This is a genomic window from Paenibacillus sp. FSL P4-0176, assembly GCF_037975265.1.
GTDB lineage: Bacteria > Bacillota > Bacilli > Paenibacillales > Paenibacillaceae > Paenibacillus > Paenibacillus amylolyticus.
This window is the reverse complement of the sequence record NZ_CP150242.1, coordinates 3696193-3714929: the sequence shown is the minus strand read 5'-3', so window position 1 is coordinate 3714929 and position 18737 is coordinate 3696193. Positions and strand designations below refer to the sequence as shown.

The window sequence follows — 18737 nt, the reverse complement described above, 5'->3', positions numbered from 1 at the left end:
CTTCGGAATACGTTGCTGATTAATGTAATTAGATGCTTATTGTATAACATTCAAGGCTCGGTACATCATTGCCACAAACTGTGCACGCGTCACGGGTTCATCCGGCTTAAATTTCCCGTTATCCCCGAGTACAATCTCTAGTTCTGCCAGTGCAGCGATGTAATCATAGCTCCAATGCGTTGTAGGAACATCTTGGAAAGCAACTGTTCCACCTGGTTTGATCTCAAAGGCTAGCGTCAAAATTTTAGCCATCTCTGCACGAGTCAGCGAATGGTTTGGATTAAAATTCCCATTGGCTCCATCGACTATTCCTGCTTGTTGCAGTGACATGATGGCTTCATAGTAAGGATGACTTGGTGATACGTCAGAAAACGAAACTGCCTCACGTATGGGTTCAAACTTGAAAGCACGTGTGAATAGTAGAGCCATATGATGGCGCTTGATGTGTTCATTCGGGTGAAAAGAACCGTCTGGATACCCTGCAATTATCCCTTGACTTGCTAGTTCCTCAATCATTCCTTTTGCCCAATGTCCTGAAAGGTCGTCAAAAGTAACGACAGGTGGTTCAGGCTCAGGTTTGGGTTCTTCTGGGGTAGGTTGCGGATTGGGTGTTGGTACCGGTATTGAATTTTGAGGAGGCGGTGGATTACTTCCTCCTCCGTTATTGTTAGAAGGATTGTTTATACTCCACTTCGCATACAACGTCTTATCCGCTGTAATGACATCTTTCGTAAAGTTCCACTGGTTAGTGAGAGAGGTCTCCTTAAACCAACCACCAAATGTATAACCTGGTCTCGTTGGTGTGCTCGGTTCAGTTGCCTGTTCATTGTAAGGTTTATTCTGAAGCGCTACCAGACTTCCTCCATTTGACTCAAAAGACAAGGTATAGTGATTAATTTCCCACGCCGCATACAACATGACATCAGCTTCGTTTATATGGAAAGCATCATTCGCTACATAGCTTTTCCCACTTCCATCTGCTTCCGTATTCCAACCAATCAACGTAAATCCAGTCTTCACTAGACTTCCAACATTATCGGCGACGGTTACACTGCTCCCCGCTTCATAGGTTTGACTATCTAGGGGTACCGCTCCTCCAGTAGCTCCATTCCCGTCATAGCCTACGCTATATTTAATAATGGTGAATGCTAGGGTAATCGAATTACCTGCGGCATCTGTAACAACAAGTACATAGGAACCTTCAGCGTCCACAGGTGAGCCACTTATAAAGTTTTGCCCGTTCAATGTTGCTGTACCTTCATTAAAGGTAATGGTTCGGGAGGAATTATAGCTCTCTCCATCTGTTACACCTGTAACGATCGGAGCTGTAGTGTCCAGTACAATACTTGCTTCGGCCGAGCCCATATTTCCTGCTCGGTCGATGAAGCGAACATAAACCGTCTTGCTGCCATCACCTGCTGGCAATGTATAGCTCATGCTTGCTTCATAAGTCTGTTCAGCTGACCATGTAGTGTCATCATTCGAGAACTGCACGGCTACAACATCCGTAACACCTGCTCCTAAAGCAAACCCGAGGGTTACTTCACGATCTGTTGCGTAAGCAGCTCCTCCATTAATGGCAACTATTCCTGTGGGTGGTACGGTATCTAATGTTACCGTTGAACTGTACTCCACTGATTCATTTCCTGCACCGTCAATAAGCTGTAAAATAATTGCCTTCTCTCCATCTATACTTCCTACATCTATTGTAAAGTTATTCGTATACGCTATGGTTGTTGGTGCTGACCCGTTAACGCTATAGCGAATATTCACAATATCTGTTACGCCCGCTGCTGGTGTCACTTCAACTGCTACATCCGAATCATTTGCGTAAGTCTTACCTTCATTCACAACGACTGTTCCTGTTGGTATTTCACGATCCAGTGTTACGGTTTGTGTAAGCACTGTCGTATTTCCTGCCAAATCAGATAAGCGAATCTGCAGCGTCTTCACGCCATCTTCCTCTGTATCCTGCAATGTATACGATTGTGGACTAGCGCTATACACTACTGAATCGCCGTAATCTTGGCCCGTCTCGCCTAACTCCATATAATCCGTATTACTACTTGTTACCGTTAATAATACAGTAGTTGCATTCGTTACACTTGGGGTTATAAGTGTTAGCGTTCCTGTTGGAGCTGTTATATCCAAAATAATGCTATTATGAATTACAGTAATATTACCTGCTCGATCAATTAAACGTACATACACCGTTTTATTACCATCTCCAGTTGGTAACGTATAGCTCTTTATGGAACTAAAGGCTTCAACTCCTGACCAAGAACTATTGTTATTAGAAAATTGTACCGCTACCACATCTGTTACACCGTTGCCTAAAGATAGATTAAGCGTTATTTCACGATTAGTTGTATACACGTTGCCATTATTAATAACAATAGAGCCTGTTGGCACTTCGGTATCCCGTGTTATGGTTCTTTGATATTCAGTTGATTGGTTCCCTGCACGATCAACTAGTTTAAATTTTAAGACCTTCTCTCCATCATTACTTCCTATAGATAACAAAAAGACTGGTACATAAGGTATTTCTGAAAATGGGGTTCCATTAATCGAATATTGGATATGCGTGATATCAGTTACTCCCGCATCAGGACTTGTTGAAATAAGTACAGACGAACTATTTGTGTATTGGTTACCTTGATTTACTATGACCGTTCCAGTCGGAGGGGTCTTATCTATTTGGAATTGGATCGTTTCTGATTGACTGCCTGCTGTAACTGTTAGTGTATATGAACCTTCAGCAGTAATTTGTGTTCCACTTGTAAATGGACTTCCATTCAAAGTTGCTGTACCGATGTTGAATGTTGGCGTTGGATTTGTATTGTATAGACCGCCATCTACGACTCCAGTTATTTCAATATTAACAATTTCAGAATACGTAATAATCAAATACGGGCCCAAACTGCCATCATGTGCATGATTTTCGGTCATTTGTATAAAATGATCAGCATGTGTTATTCCTGCTTCAGCTGCTTCTTGAGCCGTCATACCCGATAGAATGAAGGTTGCTCTAGGATCAGGTTCCGCGGATTCCCTTGATATGTAGCTAGTAAAATTAAACGGAGCTAATGTAGGTTTAAGTTGGGGGACATTATTGGATAATAATCTTGATTGTGTAGAACCTGACGTTGGAGCTGGTGGCGATGTTATTCCACTATCCTGTGCCCAGCTATGATTTGTACTCGTTGAAACTTTTAGCGAAAAATTAGTTGTTGCCTGAAAAGTACCACCTGTTACAGGCAGATACAGACTCGCAGTTTCAACTTCATACCCTGCAGGGATTGTTGGCAAATTAAACTTTAGTAATACCTGAGCCTCTAAGGGAACACCAAATGTTCCTTGATAGCCTACATCCAGATACCTGAGGTTTCCATCCTCATAAATCATTCCAGACTCATAAATGATAGTTGTATCCTCTGCTGCAAAAATAGGTGACGAAACTACATTGGCAGAAGCTAAACTTTGATTATTAAAAATTACGATAAATGCCATAAACACGATTACAACGAGCAAGCTCGCAATCGAGACAACTCTCTTTCTCACCATGTACACTTCCTTTCATACAATTCGTTATTGTTCATAATGACCTCTTTTCATTTGACTCCATCTAAACATCATAGTCTCGTCAGAGGATATTTAAGTCCTACTAAAGTAGTACTCCATAAAAAAGATTGTCGTCCGTCTTAACAAACAAGGAAGCGGCCCCTTAAGGCTCGCTTCCTTGTTTGTCACTCTATCAATTGTAGCTCTCTGGCACGTAGGACAGCTTGCCCCCGCCGTTTTACACCCAACTTGCCGTATATTCTAGATGTATGTGTCTTGACCGTCGTCTCTGCGATCCCAAAGAGTTCGGCAATCTCTCTGTTCGACAAGCCTTTTGCAATTGCTGTTATAATTTCCGTTTCTCGTTCCGTCAGCGGTTCCGTCAGCCCTGGTTGACTGGGACTAGGAACCACAGACGAGGCCTTACTTTCGAAAGCACTCGGGATTGTTGTATTCGCAGCTTCGTCTTGCAGCAGTTTGAGATATATGATCCGTGTCGCAAAAAGCTCCAACATCTGAACATCCCTCTTTGTGAACACACCCGGCATCTGTCGATTTTCCAAGTAGAGTAGATAGGAAGTTTGTTCTCCCGGAGCATCAATGGACATGCATAGAATCGACCTCTGTTTTCTTGCTGCAATATAAGCATCCTTCACCCAAAAACTCTGAAGCGCATCATGCAAAATTAGCGGTTTTCCCGTCATCGTTGTATGACGTAAGACGCTCTCCGCATACAGGCCGGCTCCGTTTTCCTGATCAGTCCAGTCAGAACGACTAGCTTCAATATCGAATTCATTATTTTGACGCTTCAACAACAGACCACGCTCTGCTCCGGCTTGTCGTAAAGCCGTTTCCAATAGATTTACCTTCCAATCGACCTTATTCTGCTGTGCTAACCCATGGATGAGTCGTTGCAAAAGCTCGAGTTCCTCTTCACTCTTCAAGCCTTCACCCGTCTTGGAGCCGTTCTGGTGAGGTAACGATGTGCCGGTTTGAGTCATTTGGATTCGATCCTGTAATACAGGACCTTCATAACGCTTGTATATCGGGTCCAGCAATTTAGCATCTCTGCTTCTAATCTGAGTTACTTTGAAGGTGATTCCCCATTCGGCGTATGCCGCACATGCATCCATCATCGTAATTGCCGCTCCGGATCGGCTGAGCAGATCATCTTGATAACATACCGCAAGCCGTTCGCAAGCAATGGCTTCCAGCAGCACGTATTTCTCGATTCTCGCTAGCCTGATTGCAGCCGTATATTGTTGCATGGCGCTCACCGAATTCCCTGAGATCCGTTCAGCCTCTGCTTTGATTAGCAAGTATGCGGAGGACGTACTGTCCAAGAATCCTCGCCAACTCTTCATTAATCGCAATTGCGCGCGTATGGCCTTCCGGATCCGCTTACGGTCCTCTCTATTCGTCTCGAAATAAGATCCAGTTAACGTCAAAGCCTCGAAAACGCGGTGTTTACGAATTTGCATCCAATCCAGATGTAATTCGTTTCCCCTTCCTCGCTGCGACCAATATAGCGCTTCCTTGTACCTGCCCGACAGATACGCCACCTCGAGCCGGCGACCACAGCTATAGTTATCCTCGTCCTGTTGCTCAAACTCGCTGTCAGCCGGCACTTGTGGAATAGTAACAAAACTGTCGATCAAAGAATCGTCTTGCAGCACTGCTGCGTAACTGCTCGTCAGCCGCATCATGTCCAGTATCTTGTCGTCGGCAACCTGTCGCATGTTCTCCTCAAAGTATTGGAGCAAATCATTCAGGGCATATACATTCCCATGATTACACATAACACTGAAAATTAAGGCAGGATTAGCAAAGTCATGATCACCGGCTTCCATCGCTTGACGCATCGCAATGAACAGGACAACAGAAGATTCCAAAGGACTGTCCATTTGCTTGATCATTCCGCTCAGAAACGTAAATACATGCTTTTTCCTGAATGTAGAGGTGTTGGCGATTTGCAGGAACACCTGCTCAGCAATCGGAGTCGCTCGAACAAAGCTCGGAAATGACCTTTGCACAATCAGTTCGTATGCACCGATCATTGCGGCTAGGGACTCATTCACCCCTTTATGCAACCCATAACGAATAAATCGGGCATACAATTCCAGAAGCGATCGCGCATCGTGTGCAAGCAATGGAAGAAACAACAGCTCCATTACATGGCATAATTCTTCATAATCCTCATCGAGTGGGTCGGACAGCAGAAGATGCTTCTCCCGTTTTCGATGTAAGAGGATCGCGGTTCGGGTCACTTCCTTGCCTATAGACAACAGTGTACTTTTCTTCTCAAGCTTCCAACCATAGGATCCTAGCGCCTCCATTCCAAATTGAACCGCAGTCTCATTGTCCGCGAGTGCATGGAATTGGATTAAAGGTGCCCAGATTTTGAGCCGCTCTGATCGGCTCAGTCGATCGCTGTCTTGGTTCAAGTCCACCAGCAGTTTTTTCGCCCGTGCACTATTGCCACCCATATACTCCGTCCATGCTAATACCAGCTGCAATCCGACATCGAGTGTATCTGGTACATCAACTTTGCATGTTGCCAACAGATGAAGCCCATTTTCGGCATAATGCTTCCCTTTCGCATAACGCGCGGATGTCAACGCCTCTTGTCCCGCTTGAAGATTGTGCTCGATTAATTGCTTCGTTTCTTGCTCCGATAATACCGAAGCAGCCAAGTTCAGATGATCAATCGCTGTTCTTGACAGGTCATCACGCGACTCTGACGTGCGATCTAGTAGCATACGTCCAATTGCTAGGTGTCGGTGGATATTGCGTCCTGAATCGAAGGCATATGCCATTCGGTGAATGAACTCATGGGCAAACACATAAGTTGAATCCTGTCCATGTTCTTGTCCTGCTTCGTCTTCCTGATAAATAAATCCTTTTGCTTCCGCCTCTTGAAGATTACGGAATACCCTATCCACTGCTATGCCACACACTTCGGCCAAGAGTGTTAACTGAAATACCGGACCTATTGCAGCCGCCATAGCAATGAACTCCTTCCGATCTTCCTCAAGCTTGGAGAAGCTTATCTCCAGCAGCCGTAGATGTTCTTCCGACCTGCTTCGTTGCCGGGTTATTTCTGAGTCCCATACCCACTGACGTCGTTCCTCGTCAAAGTGTAGTCTGTTCTCCTTTAACCATTCCTCCAGTAAGAGACGAACCGAGCCGGGATTACCACCTGTCTGATCATAGACAGACCGTGCCAGAAGTTGAATGCGAGCGGATTTCTCATATAGAACATCAGAGATCAGTTTCCTCACATCCTCGTAAGCCAGCGGAAGCAGAGTCACTTGTTCCTCTGGATTCGCACGGCATCTTTGGCTTAACCAAATCAGAAATTCCTCTTGATCAGCATTCGCTTCATCCTCAGCGGAAGTGATCATCTCCTCCGTACGATAAGCCCCGATTAGGAATAATCCATGCGCTTTTTGTGATAATGCAAGTTCTCGAATGACGTCTTGTGTACCTTTGTCGATCCACTGTAGATTGTCCATAAACAGAACAAGCGGTGGTTTGCTTTCAGCCATACAACAGATCAAGTCGGGCAGTAATTCTTCAAACCGGTCCCAGACCTTCGCAGCGTCCGAGATATGCGATACTTTCGCATCGTTGTTGAACAATAGTTTGGCCTCGGGCCAGCAGGAGACGATTACCTGCATTTCTGGTTCGAACTCGGCTTGAAGTTTGGATTTCAGACGTGTAATGATTTCAACCGGCTCACTCCACAGTTGATAGATCCATTCCCGCATCCCCTGAAGGATCGGACCAAACCGCATGTTTTGTTGAGAAGGTTCCGCTTTCATAGTAATCAGCCGGCCTCCATGCCGCACGACGTTTTGTTGGATTCTATGGACAAGCGTCGTTTTACCCGTTCCCTCTTTGCCTATTACCCAACGAAAGGCATTCATTCCTTGAAAAGCCTGTTCCAGTCCGGTCTCCATTTGCACCACTTCGGCACGACGTCCATACCACGAATCGGATAGGGAAAGCGTCCGGATTTTATCGAAACGTCCCACTTCCAATGGCGTAAACACTCCATGGTTATCCATCAGGTTCTGATACAACTTCAGATCTTCAAGCACCCCATATGTACTCTGATAACGCTCCACCTGTGATTTGGCAAGTAATTTCATCAGTATCGCTTGCAGTGTTTCGTCTAAGTCCGGTCGAATATCGGATAAAGGATGAGGAACCTTACGGGTGTGTACGGTATCCCAGTTGTCATCATTGTCAGCATGAAAAGGCAATTGCCCGGTCAACAACTCGTAGAGAATAACACCTAATGCGTAGAGATCACTGCGTTCACTCGGCACGAGATTGAGTCGTGCAAATTGCTCTGGAGAATGATAAGCTGCATGACTTTCCGTATGCCAGGTTATATGCGCCGTTTTCCCCTGCCACTGCACACTGATATGGTCAGGGCTAAGGTATCCAATGATCCTATTCTGCTCGTGTTCACGCTGCACCATTTCGGCCAGTATAATAGATAGTTCAATGAACATAGTAAGCTCTATTGGGGGATCTGTGATGTAGTCTCTTAAAATCTTGATGTTCATGCACACCTATCTAAGTTATATTTCGTTTCGGGAAAATGATATGTATCAGAATTTAATAATCAAAATTTTGGTTTGATGAAATGGATTTATTAAGATACTTACTTAAATGAATTTTAATCTATGATGCATGTAGAGTCTAGCTTACGTAATATAGGAAGAGGAAGCAGACGTTACGCTTTTAAATAGGTATGAATGGTTAGAACTTAAATAATAAAAGGCGTTTGCTCAATTTCTGAGCAAACGCCTTTTATTATAATGTTATTAATTCTTGGTCTAGTAATCTGTGATCAGTGTTATTAGATCAACTCCGATTTTTTTAGCAGTCATTGAATAACGACGGCAACTTCAGCTCGGGTGATAGCTGCTTTCGGTGTGAGTGTGGTGGCGCTCCCGATTAGGTGCTTCAATAGTTGTTGGAACCGCTAACTCTTCATCGTTCATCTATTCAGACTTCCTGTCCGGTATACTTTTCTAGCGATGCATAAATGCCTTTTTTTGCGGGCACGCTTAATGATTAGTCCAAAGAGGCAGCGTTGCAGCCAGAGTGGAATACCAATGATCAGTGTGTTTTGTAATGTTAATACTAAAGCGGTATGGGCGAGAGATTTAGGATTGCCCTTCTCATCGGTTAATCCATCGTCCATAAGTCCGTAATGAATGCGTACGGATTGCTCGAACTTGCTTGGTGGCGTTAATCGAACGCGAAATACAACAGGATGATCGTGATCATTTGTAAATGTATGTGGCGTTCTGAGCGGGGCAACGCAACGTTCACCAGTCACTAACAAGTGCTTTGTTTTACCCAAGGTAACTGTGAGCGAACCAGCGATCACTTCAAATTCCTCTTCGAAGTGATCATGAATATGTAGGGGTGGACCTTTGCCACGTGGTGGAAGTGTGACCTCAATTAATAAATATTCACCGTTCGTATCCTTTGCCGTCTCTATAAACGTAATTTGTTCACCTGTCACTTTATTCGTAACCGTTTGTTTCACTGATAATCGCTCCTTGTATTCATTCATTGCACAACAACCGATAAAAGTATCCTGATTGTCTTCGCACAAAAAAAGCTCCTATAATTCAATCCCATCTAACATTGTAGAGAGAAATATAGGAGCTTGTAGTCATACGAAAGTAGTACACTGCCATGAAAAGAATGATAACTAATATACTTCTAGCTGTGACGCTCTATCCTGTCGGGAAGATGACAAAAGTCATCCAAACGAATGACTTTGTTCACTTATGAAAAATTTAAATATCCTCGATACTTAGGTTACACAAAAAACAGACGAGGTGCTTACTATGAATGTATTATCTTTAACAATCTCGATACTAATTGTCCTGCTAATTTTGAGGGGGGGTAATTCCGATCTTATATATCTCTACATCTTTGTTTGAGTTGTTTGACCCTGCGCTGGTGATTACAACTGGCAGAATTATTAGCTCGGTTGCAATAGGTGCGATTCTATCGATCCCATTAATTCTGGTGACGCAATTTGAACGGAAATCAGATGGCTGGATGTATTATAAAAGAAACGTATCTCTTTATGTTTTCATCGTTGTTATCTTTGGGATCCGCTTTTTTGACTTCATGTTCATCACAGACATTGATCCCAAAACACTGGGATTCCTGAATAATGTAATCGCCCTGTTTATCTTGGCAATCATTACAAGTTCTTGTCCTTGGCTAGGGAGAAGAACTTGTATCGATAAAACAAAAAAAGCCGCTATATAGCGACTTCAAAAGGGCCATCTTCTTTCCCCTCGATAGAGCAAAGCACAAAATTGGGATTGAGTATTAATTTACGATAATTCTACTCCAGATATCTACCATTGGATCCTCCGCTATTTGCTTAGGAACAGTAAACCCTCCAATGTTTGTAAAAGATATTCCTACCGGACGAAGACACTCTGCTACATACTCTGAACAGATGTATTCATCGTCATCTTCTCGTCTACCTATACCCGTAGTAAGCCTTAACGCTATCTTTGCTAAATCTTTGGTTCCATATTTTTTCCCCAATAAATCTAGGGCTCGTTGCATGATACGTAACGTTGTGGTTTTTTCTGTATTTGGGCTAACGAGTAGATCAGAAAGAATGTTATGTCGACCGATAAATACATCCCCATTATAAGGCTTATTTGTATTGTTATAATTTTGTACATAGGATGATAACGGCACCATGTGCACGCCAATTGTCTCAACACTTTCTAGAACCATAAGACGATCGTGGAACCACATCAGCAAAGCAACGTGACTATAAGGGGAATTGGTTGCTTTTTTTATTAATTCACTCATTGGTCCGTTACCACTACAAAATAGAAAATCTCCATTTTTAATTTGATCTCGGATATTTAGATATTGACTTGACTCCATGACCATACATCCCTTCGTTTCGTTTACCTTTTAACATACCCAGCAATCAGGTCTTCTATTATATTCTTACTCCTCGACACGGGTCCCCTTTCACGCAACTGACCGCAAATAATGCGCATCCCTTTGGTCAATCGTCCAAACAAAGTCGTAATTCGCTGGTAATACCACTTCGTTACGTTATTTTTCTGCATGTACGCACGCCATCCTACCAGAAATGCAGAAGGTCAACGCTATGACCACCACGTAAATTGAAATATGATAGCGAGACAGCACATCACCCAATAGATCGATCTTTCGTTTTCCCAGTAATCTCAAATACTTAAATTGTCGAGCATGAAGGTGGGATCCCGTCGTTCAGTTGTTCAAGCTTGTCTGCGATAAGTTGAATATCTTCCGAAGCCCATTATTCTCTTGTGAAAGGTAGCTTCCACCAACGTATTAGGAGATTCGTTACGTTGACTTATTAACGATTCCTCATTTATAATTCGGACATTAAGAGCCTGGTAGACATGGCTTACCATGTATGTTTGGGCTATCGATCTGTAACAAACTCAACAGTGAAAGATGTGAGTGCACTATGGTTAAAGAGAGATTATATTACGGTAAAGATATCGAGGTTATGTTTAATTCGGAAGTCTGCATTCATTCCGGTATTTGCGTAAAGGGCCTTCCTGCTGTTTTTGATTTAAGCAAGCGTCCTTGGGTTGATCCTGATGGTGACACTTCGGAGGCCATTGCCCGGCATATTGACACATGTCCAAGCGGAGCATTGACGTATAAGCTTCTGGACGGTGAATATTCAACAAAGAAAGAGGATGAACATGCATAACGTAGAACATGAACCTGCCAATAAAAGATTTCTTATTCAAGATAACGGTGACATTGCTGCGGTGATGACCTATGTAATCTCGAGTCCAGAGCTATACATAATCGATCACACTTTGGTGGAAAATGCTTACCGAGGACAAGGGCTTGGCGATGAACTTATCAAAGCTATGGTGGAATACGCGCGGGAAAACGGTATTAAGATTTTACCTCTATGTCCGTTTGCCAAGGGACGTTTCGAACGTATTTCCGAATACGCGGATGTTCTCCATCAATAAAACGAATATTCGCAGCTAATTTTCATGTGGTTATACAACAATAAAAGGCGTCTATATCATTTTCTGAATGATATAGGCGCCTTTTTCTTTTTACGTATCCTACTTTACTTTACTATATCGCTTAATCCAACAATAGTTTCAAACGGTCGCAACACCAGTGGCAGCAAGCCATTCTCATAGTTGGTAAGCCAGATCTCTGAGAAGTTGAGGCCAAGCTCATCTTCCTCAAGCTCCACCATGTGTTCAGAAAGATTGATTACTACCAGCACCTGTTGATCTGCCAGTGTACGTGTATATGCATATACACTCGGATGATCCGGCATATGAAGCTCATAGATCCCATAAGTCAGCGTATCGTGCTCTTTTCGCAGCTGAATCATTTCTTTATAAAATTGAAGAATAGAACGTGGTTCCTGGAGTTGTTTCTCTACATTAATATTAATGTAATTGTCATTCACCTTCAGCCATGGTGTTCCACTGGTAAACCCGGCCTCTTTGGCCGAAGACCACTGCATCGGTGTTCTGGAGTTATCGCGACTCGAAGCCCAGATGATGTTCATGATCTCCTCATGCGACATCCCCTCTTCGCGTTTGATCTGATATAAATTCCGATCGGCTATGTCGTTATAATCCGCTATGGATGGGTAAGCCACGTTTGTCATGCCTATCTCTTGCCCCTGATATATGAAAGGGGTTCCTTGCATGAAAAAGTACATGGCTCCAAGTGCTGTGGCACTTTCATACCAATACTCCGTATCATTTCCCCAAGATGAAACTTTGCGAGGCTGATCGTGATTTTCAATAAATAAAGCATTCCAGCCTACGCCTTCCAGTGATTTTTGCCACTTGGTCAAGACGTTTTTCAATTTGGGAACATCCAGTTGCCTGTCTGTACTGTTTTTCCAAAGGTCCAGGTGTTCGAATTGAAAGACCATATTAAATTTCCCTCTGACTTCACAGATCCAATCCAGCAGATCTTCTTGGTCCTCCACCTTAACTCCATTCGCTTCCCCAACAGTCACGACGTCATATCTGGATAATGTGTTCTCTTTCATTTCTTGCAGATAACTCTGGATTCCCTTCACATTCATATGCTTTTCAAATGAAGAGATGTATTTGACGCCTTCTATTATTGGCATGTCCAAGAGGCCCTCTTCTTTGTGAATATGGCTGATTGCATCCACACGGAAACCATCAATCCCTTTATCCAGCCACCAATTCATCATTTCATATATGGATTTCCGAACGTCTTTATTTGCCCAATTCAAGTCTGGTTGTTTCTTGGAGAACAGATGGAGATAGTACTGTCCGGAGACATCATCATATTCCCATGCAGAACCGCCAAAGATGCTCTCCCAGTTATTTGGTTCGTCTCCATTCTTCCCATCTCTCCAGATGTACCAATCCCGTTTGGGGTTATCCAGCGAAGCTCTGGATTCAATAAACCACGGATGTTCGTCACTTGTATGATTGATCACCAAGTCCATGATGAGTTTCATGCCGCGGTGATGCACTTCATGCAGTAATTGATCAAAGTCCGCCATCGTGCCGAATTCATCCATAATGGAACAGTAATCACTGATGTCATAACCATTATCGTCGTTAGGTGACTTATACATCGGACAGATCCATATCAGATCAATACCGAGATCTTGAATATAATCCAGTTTAGATATGATCCCCTTGATGTCACCAACCCCATCTCCGTTGGAATCCATAAAACTTCTCGGATAGATTTGATAAGCTACTGCTTCTTTCCACCATACTCTTTTCATTGAATATAATCCTTCTTTCTTGAGAACTGAACATTATATAACGTATTATGCTTTAATTATGAATAAGGTACATTCTTGCTTCATATGGACGTAATTCGCTCTCCGAGAGTTCACCTGTATAGTTAGCTATCAAAAGCTGATTCGTCTCTGTCAATTGCTCCTGAAGCGGAAGTTCAGTCGTATATCCTTGGAAATTGCATACCACAAGAATTGTCGTACTATTCAACGTTCGGGTATAAGCAAACACGTCTGGGTTCTCTGGAAAGATGAGCTCATAATCACCATATACGATGACTTCATGATCTTTTCTGAGTTGGATTAACTTCCGGTAATAATGGAATATGGATTCAGGGTTATTCAAACTTTCCTCGGCATGGATATGCTTATAATTTGGATTCACCTTAATCCAAGGTTCCCCTTGTGTAAAACCCGAGTTATCCGAAGTATCCCATTGCATAGGTGTGCGTGCATTATCGCGGCCCTTGGCGTAGATCGACTCCATCACGCTTTGTTCAGGATAACCTTTCTCCATTCTTTCCTTATAAAAGTTGAGCAATTCAATATCCCGATAATCCTCGATCGCATATTGAACATTCGTCATACCCAGCTCTTCACCCTGATATATGTAAGGCGTACCTTGCATGCCATGAAGAAGGGTAGCCAACATTTTAGCCGATTCAACTCTGAATTCTCCATCATTTCCCCAACGAGATACGATACGTGGCAAGTCATGGTTGTTCCAGAATAGACTGTTCCAGGCATCACCCTTGAGCTCCGTCTGCCACTTGGACAGCACTTTTTTTAATGCCATCACATCCAAAGGTTTAAGATCCCACTTTCCTTTGCCTTCTTGTTCATCCAAGCTGATGTGTTCAAATTGGAAGACCATTGAAAACTCACTTCCGTCTGGATTACTGTACAGTTTGGCGATTTCCGGAGTGGCGCCCCATGTTTCTCCAACCGTTAGCAGGTCTTCCGCTTTTTGAAACGTCTCCTTGCTCAGTTCCCTGATATATTTATGCAAATTAGGTCCGTTTCCCGTAATCTTCAAATCCGGTTCTTTACCGATTAAGTCGATCACGTCAAGGCGAAAACCACCCACACCCTTGTCGATCCACCAGTTGATCATGTTGTATATTTCCTGCCGGACTTTGGGGTTTTCCCAGTTGAGATCTGGCTGTTTTACGGAAAACAGATGTAAATAATATTGCCCGATCTCAGGCACCCATTTCCAGGCTGAACCACCGAAGGTGGACCCCAAGTCGTTTGGGGGCGTTCCATCAACGCCATCTCTCCAGATGTAGTAGTCATGGTACGGATTGTCTTTACCTTTTTTGGCTTCTAGAAACCAGGGGTGTTCATCCGATGTATGGTTCAACACCAAATCCATAATGATTCGAATGTCTCGTTTCCCGGCCTCCTGAATTAATGTTTCCATATCTTCCAAAGACCCAAACATCGGATCGATATCCTGATAATCTGAAATATCATATCCGTAATCATCTTGAGGAGACTTGCAGACAGGTGATAACCAGATCGCACCGATGCCGAGTTCCTGCAAATAATCCAATCGGGATACAATGCCCTTCAAGTCGCCGATGCCATCTACGTTGTGATCTTGAAAGCTCCGTGGATATATTTGATATACAACGGTTTCTTTCCACCATTTTTTATTTTCCATGTTCCATTCAACCTCTCTAAGGTTATTCTTTGACCGATCCTACGACAATACCAGTCACAAAGTATTTTTGAAGCAAGGGATAAATCAGCAATAGCGGGATAACAGCAACTACGATTTTGGCTGCATTCAGGTTTTTGTTCGATATTTCAGTCAGGTTACTGAGTTCGCTGGAATTGGTGCCAGCTTGAAGCAAATCAGCAATATTCACGTTAAGGGATTGAATATAGGTCATTAGCGGATAATTACTCACTTTGGTCATATAGATCAACCCGCCGAAAAAGTCATTCCACGTACCCACGATACTGAATAAGGCGACTGTCGCCAGTGCAGGAATGGATACGGGAACATACACTTTGAACAAGACCTGGAGCGGATTGGCCCCATCGATGAATGCTGCTTCTTCAAGCGCTTTAGGTACAGCGGAGAAGAAATTCATCACGAGAATGACACTGAATATCGGGACAGCGCCTGGCAGAACAAGTGCCCAGATCGTATTCAGCATATCCAGGTTTTTGATCAGCAGGTAACTGGGAATCATGCCTCCACTGAACAACATGGCAAAAATCATGATATTCATATAAATGTTTCTGCCTTTAAAATCTCTTTTTGATTTGGATAGCGGATAAGCCATTAAAATAATCAGAATCATGTTAAGCACAAGAGCTAGCGCAACACGTAGAACGGATATACCAAAGGAGCGCCAGAACTGTGCATCTTCGATAATTTTGGTATACGCTGCTGTTGTGAAATTAACTGGAACGAGACCTACTGCGTTCGCGGATACTGCCTCGCTGCTGCTGAATGAAATGGCGACGATATTCCATAACGGAAGAAGGCAGACCAATGCCAGCATGATGACGATGGCATAGATGGCAAACCGGCCAATTCGATCTTTTAAGTTTGCAGAATAGGACACAGGTTTGGCCTCCTTAGAATATTTTTCGGTCCGTATATTTTTTGGCCAACTGGTTGGCAGACATGAGCAAAACAATACCGATAACGGACTTGAACAAACCAACAGCTGTACCGAAGCTATACTGTCGCCCAACGAGACCGATCCGATAGACATAGGTATCCAGAATGTCGCCCGACTCATAGACAACCGGGTTATACAGATTATAGACTTGATCGAAACCAGCGCTCAAAATGTTGGTCAGACTCATTACGCCCATGAGCAGAATAATAGGCAGCATGCCTGGCAATGTAATATGCCACACTTTTCTCCACCAACTTGCTCCATCCATTCCTGCCGCTTCATACAGACCGGGATCAATGGAAGTAATTGCAGCCAGATAGACGATAGAACTGTAACCAAACTCTTTCCATACGTCTGTACCGATAATCAGTGGCTGGAACCAGGTGTTGCTGCCAAGGAAATTAATATTTTCGAGGCCAAAGAACGCCAACATTTGATTCACAATGCCATCCAAACTGAACATGTTGACAACAACGGATGCCAGTACAACCCAGGATAGAAAGTGTGGCAGATAAACAATCGTCTGCACGGATTTTTTAACGTATTTGATACGAATTTCATTTAATAAAACGGAAAAAATGATGGCCATCATCGTTCCGAGCAGAATCTTGCCAATCGCAATCACCAACGTATTGCTGACGACCTGCGCGATATCCGGCAGCTTGAACATATACATAAAATGCTTCAGGCCTACAAATTCGGAGCCAAACATGCCCTTGGCCGGTATATAGTCCTGAAACGCCGTAATGATGCCGACCATTGGAACATAGCTGAATACAAGCAAAAACAAAATGCCCGGAAGCATCATCATATGGTACATGGCACCTGGGCCGAGCCGCCCTCGCGCTTTCCAATTCCCCTGTTTCATGGATGAACCCCTTTTCTGAAGAAAGGCTGCGTATCGCAGCCCTGCTACTGTTCATAGATGTTTATTTTTTCGATGCGATCTCGTCTTCAATTTCCTGAATGACTTGATCACCACCTTGTTTCTTCCAGTTACTCACGAATGTATCGAAGTAATCGAGCGGTTCTGAACCCGTTACGATTTTGATAAACGACTCCTGCTCCAACTTTGTCAGATTGGCCCACGTCTGTTTCATGCTTGGTGTAGTGCCAGAGAAAGCAGGTGTCATCCAGACAAATTTGTTTTCTTGTGTCAGTTTGTCGATTAGTCCCACTCCGTTGATCCGCGAATGATATTTGGACCAAGCAGTCACATCATCCGTATCCATGTCGCTCAAATAGGTTTTGATGCTTCCGATATTGTTCTTCGATTCTGTAGTGCGAACCTCATCCAGGCTGATCTCTCCTTTAATCCCGCGAACAACGTCAGAGTAATCATCCAGTAGCGATGTAGCCGAATTGACTTCGATATTAAACGGTCTCGTTGAACCGTCTACCCCGGTCTCCTGATACTTGGCAGCTTCCGGCATGGTTGCTGCGGCATTTTTATCATTTGCCAGTTTATCGTAGAACAGGTTTACAATCTTAACCGCCAGTTCAGGGTGTTCATATCCCTTTCTCACCACGATAAACTGATTGGATGGGTTGGCATGCGCCACGTTGACCTTGCCATTTGCATCCTCCAGCGTATAAGCCGAAAATTTCGCATTTTTATCCATTTGTTTTGCACTGATCAGTCCCCAGTCAGGGATATGCCACGGTCCAAAGGCGATACCGCTTTGGCCATTGGCGTAGAGTGCGGTAATATCATCAAACGTACGGGTTCCGAATTGCGGGTCAATGATGCCATTCTTGAACCAATTCGCCATGGTGCCCAGCATTTTCTTCGTTTCTTCTGTCGTGGAACCATACACGATTTTGCCGTCTTCACCATTCATCCAATATTGCGGGAAAGCTCCCTCGGTTGAGGCCACACCCAGCATCGTATAAGCAGAGCCATTATAATCTGTTGTATTCATCGTGTTCACAAATGGAATACCTACAGGGTTCCCGGATTGGCCAGGATCTCTTTTCAGAAATTCCAGCGCTGTTTGCTCCACTTCCTTCAGGGAAATGGCGCCGTCTCCGTCTGCATCCAGTTGAATCCCCAGCAGATCCAGCCAATCTTGACGAACCCAAACCATTGTTGGTGCGGAATCCAGGGAAGTCGCCGGAAGTCCCATCAAACGTCCATCAATCGTTGCATTGTCTAATGCTCGGCCGTCGTAGGAATCGTACATTTGCTTGATATTATCCGTGGCATATTGATCGTAAATGGATGTCAGATCCTCAATCAGGTCGTTATCCACCAGCTCTTTCAGTTCGTCTTTGGAATCAACACGCATCATGTCAGGCAATTCCCCGGATGCGATGGCAAGCGATACTTGACGACTATAATCTTCACCATTGGCTTCAAATTGATCTGTAATCTGAGCGTTAAACGTGTCTTTGACCAGCCGAGTATATGCGTTGTTCTCATAGGTATCACCAGCCGGCAGTTTTGGGTTGGCTGTGGTTACCCGTCCCATGGTTACGGTGATTTCGTCTTTATAGGCACTGAACGGATCTCCAGGCGTTACCTCATATTTGCCTGCTTCCTCTGCAGTAGGAGGATTGGAAGAGTCTCCACATGCCGCTAGGGCTGCAACCATCAAGGCGGACATGGACAGCACGGCCAGACGCTTTGTTACCCGTTTGCTTTTCATAGACCATTTTGTTCTCATCTAGTTCGATTCCCCTTTATT

The 18737-nt window shown here is 43.8% G+C and carries 12 protein-coding genes; 3 read left to right on the top strand and 9 right to left on the bottom strand.

What is annotated here, in order from left to right; genetic code table 11:
* Positions 1–36 precede the first annotated feature (36 nt).
* The 3 genes from MKY95_RS16710 to MKY95_RS16700 all read right to left on the bottom strand — a co-directional run bounded on the left by MKY95_RS16710 (position 37) and on the right by MKY95_RS16700 (position 9133).
* Entirely contained in the window at positions 37–3564 is a 3528-nt protein-coding gene (locus MKY95_RS16710; RefSeq protein ID WP_339193448.1) for an S-layer homology domain-containing protein, read from the bottom strand.
* 182 nt (positions 3565–3746) lie between these two features.
* Positions 3747–8138: an AAA family ATPase gene (locus MKY95_RS16705; protein ID WP_339193447.1), complete on the bottom strand. Its 4392-nt coding sequence runs from the start codon at positions 8136–8138 to the stop codon at positions 3747–3749.
* A gap of 437 nt (positions 8139–8575) precedes the next feature.
* On the bottom strand, positions 8576–9133 hold the full coding sequence (locus MKY95_RS16700; RefSeq protein WP_339193445.1) for a cupin domain-containing protein: 558 nt from the start codon (positions 9131–9133) through the stop codon (positions 8576–8578).
* 368 nt (positions 9134–9501) lie between these two features.
* Between MKY95_RS16700 and MKY95_RS16695 the strand changes: the two genes are divergently transcribed.
* Positions 9502–9873: a CcdC protein domain-containing protein gene (locus MKY95_RS16695; protein WP_339199989.1), complete on the top strand. Its 372-nt coding sequence runs from the start codon at positions 9502–9504 to the stop codon at positions 9871–9873.
* Between the two features lie 63 nt (positions 9874–9936).
* Here the strand turns inward: MKY95_RS16695 and MKY95_RS16690 are convergent, their stop codons facing one another.
* Entirely contained in the window at positions 9937–10515 is a 579-nt protein-coding gene (locus tag MKY95_RS16690; protein WP_165789882.1) for a YiiX/YebB-like N1pC/P60 family cysteine hydrolase, read from the bottom strand.
* A gap of 577 nt (positions 10516–11092) precedes the next feature.
* On the opposite strand from MKY95_RS16690, the gene MKY95_RS16685 reads away from it, so the two are divergent.
* Positions 11093–11344 carry a (4Fe-4S)-binding protein gene (locus tag MKY95_RS16685; RefSeq protein WP_339193442.1) on the top strand — a complete coding sequence of 84 codons (252 nt, stop codon included), beginning with the start codon at positions 11093–11095 and terminating at the stop codon, positions 11342–11344.
* On the top strand, positions 11337–11618 hold the full coding sequence (locus MKY95_RS16680; RefSeq protein ID WP_036615433.1) for a GNAT family N-acetyltransferase: 282 nt from the start codon (positions 11337–11339) through the stop codon (positions 11616–11618). Before MKY95_RS16685 ends, MKY95_RS16680 begins: the two co-directional genes overlap by 8 nt.
* Before the next feature lie 104 nt (positions 11619–11722).
* Here MKY95_RS16680 and MKY95_RS16675 read toward each other — a convergent pair whose 3' ends face one another.
* The 5 genes from MKY95_RS16675 to MKY95_RS16655 form a co-directional block, all read right to left on the bottom strand.
* Positions 11723–13393 carry an alpha-glucosidase gene (locus tag MKY95_RS16675; protein ID WP_339193440.1) on the bottom strand — a complete coding sequence of 557 codons (1671 nt, stop codon included), beginning with the start codon at positions 13391–13393 and terminating at the stop codon, positions 11723–11725.
* Between the two features lie 52 nt (positions 13394–13445).
* Positions 13446–15074, bottom strand: coding sequence for an alpha-glucosidase (locus MKY95_RS16670; protein WP_339193438.1), 1629 nt, complete (start codon positions 15072–15074; stop codon positions 13446–13448).
* Between the two features lie 22 nt (positions 15075–15096).
* Positions 15097–15990 carry a carbohydrate ABC transporter permease gene (locus MKY95_RS16665; RefSeq protein ID WP_100527586.1) on the bottom strand — a complete coding sequence of 298 codons (894 nt, stop codon included), beginning with the start codon at positions 15988–15990 and terminating at the stop codon, positions 15097–15099.
* Positions 15991–16003: 13 nt separating this feature from the next.
* Entirely contained in the window at positions 16004–16918 is a 915-nt protein-coding gene (locus tag MKY95_RS16660; RefSeq protein WP_047843154.1) for an ABC transporter permease subunit, read from the bottom strand.
* 61 nt (positions 16919–16979) lie between these two features.
* The gene (locus MKY95_RS16655; protein ID WP_339193435.1) at positions 16980–18716 is read right to left on the bottom strand and encodes a sugar ABC transporter substrate-binding protein; all 1737 of its coding nucleotides are present in this window, start codon (positions 18714–18716) and stop codon (positions 16980–16982) included.
* Positions 18717–18737: the final 21 nt, after the last annotated feature.

What these genes read in the sequence shown, in the direction of transcription:
- MKY95_RS16710 (WP_339193448.1), bottom strand. Translation starts at nt 3,564, where the DNA reads ATGGTGAGAAAGAGAGTTGTCTCGATTGCGAGCTTGCTCGTTGTAATC.
- MKY95_RS16705 (WP_339193447.1), bottom strand. Translation starts at nt 8,138, where the DNA reads ATGAACATCAAGATTTTAAGAGACTACATCACAGATCCCCCAATAGAG.
- MKY95_RS16690 (WP_165789882.1), bottom strand. Translation starts at nt 10,515, where the DNA reads ATGGAGTCAAGTCAATATCTAAATATCCGAGATCAAATTAAAAATGGA.
- MKY95_RS16685 (WP_339193442.1), top strand. Translation starts at nt 11,093, where the DNA reads ATGGTTAAAGAGAGATTATATTACGGTAAAGATATCGAGGTTATGTTT.
- MKY95_RS16680 (WP_036615433.1), top strand. Translation starts at nt 11,337, where the DNA reads ATGCATAACGTAGAACATGAACCTGCCAATAAAAGATTTCTTATTCAA.
- MKY95_RS16675 (WP_339193440.1), bottom strand. Translation starts at nt 13,393, where the DNA reads ATGAAAAGAGTATGGTGGAAAGAAGCAGTAGCTTATCAAATCTATCCG.
- MKY95_RS16670 (WP_339193438.1), bottom strand. Translation starts at nt 15,074, where the DNA reads ATGGAAAATAAAAAATGGTGGAAAGAAACCGTTGTATATCAAATATAT.
- MKY95_RS16660 (WP_047843154.1), bottom strand. Translation starts at nt 16,918, where the DNA reads ATGAAACAGGGGAATTGGAAAGCGCGAGGGCGGCTCGGCCCAGGTGCC.
- MKY95_RS16655 (WP_339193435.1), bottom strand. Translation starts at nt 18,716, where the DNA reads ATGAGAACAAAATGGTCTATGAAAAGCAAACGGGTAACAAAGCGTCTG.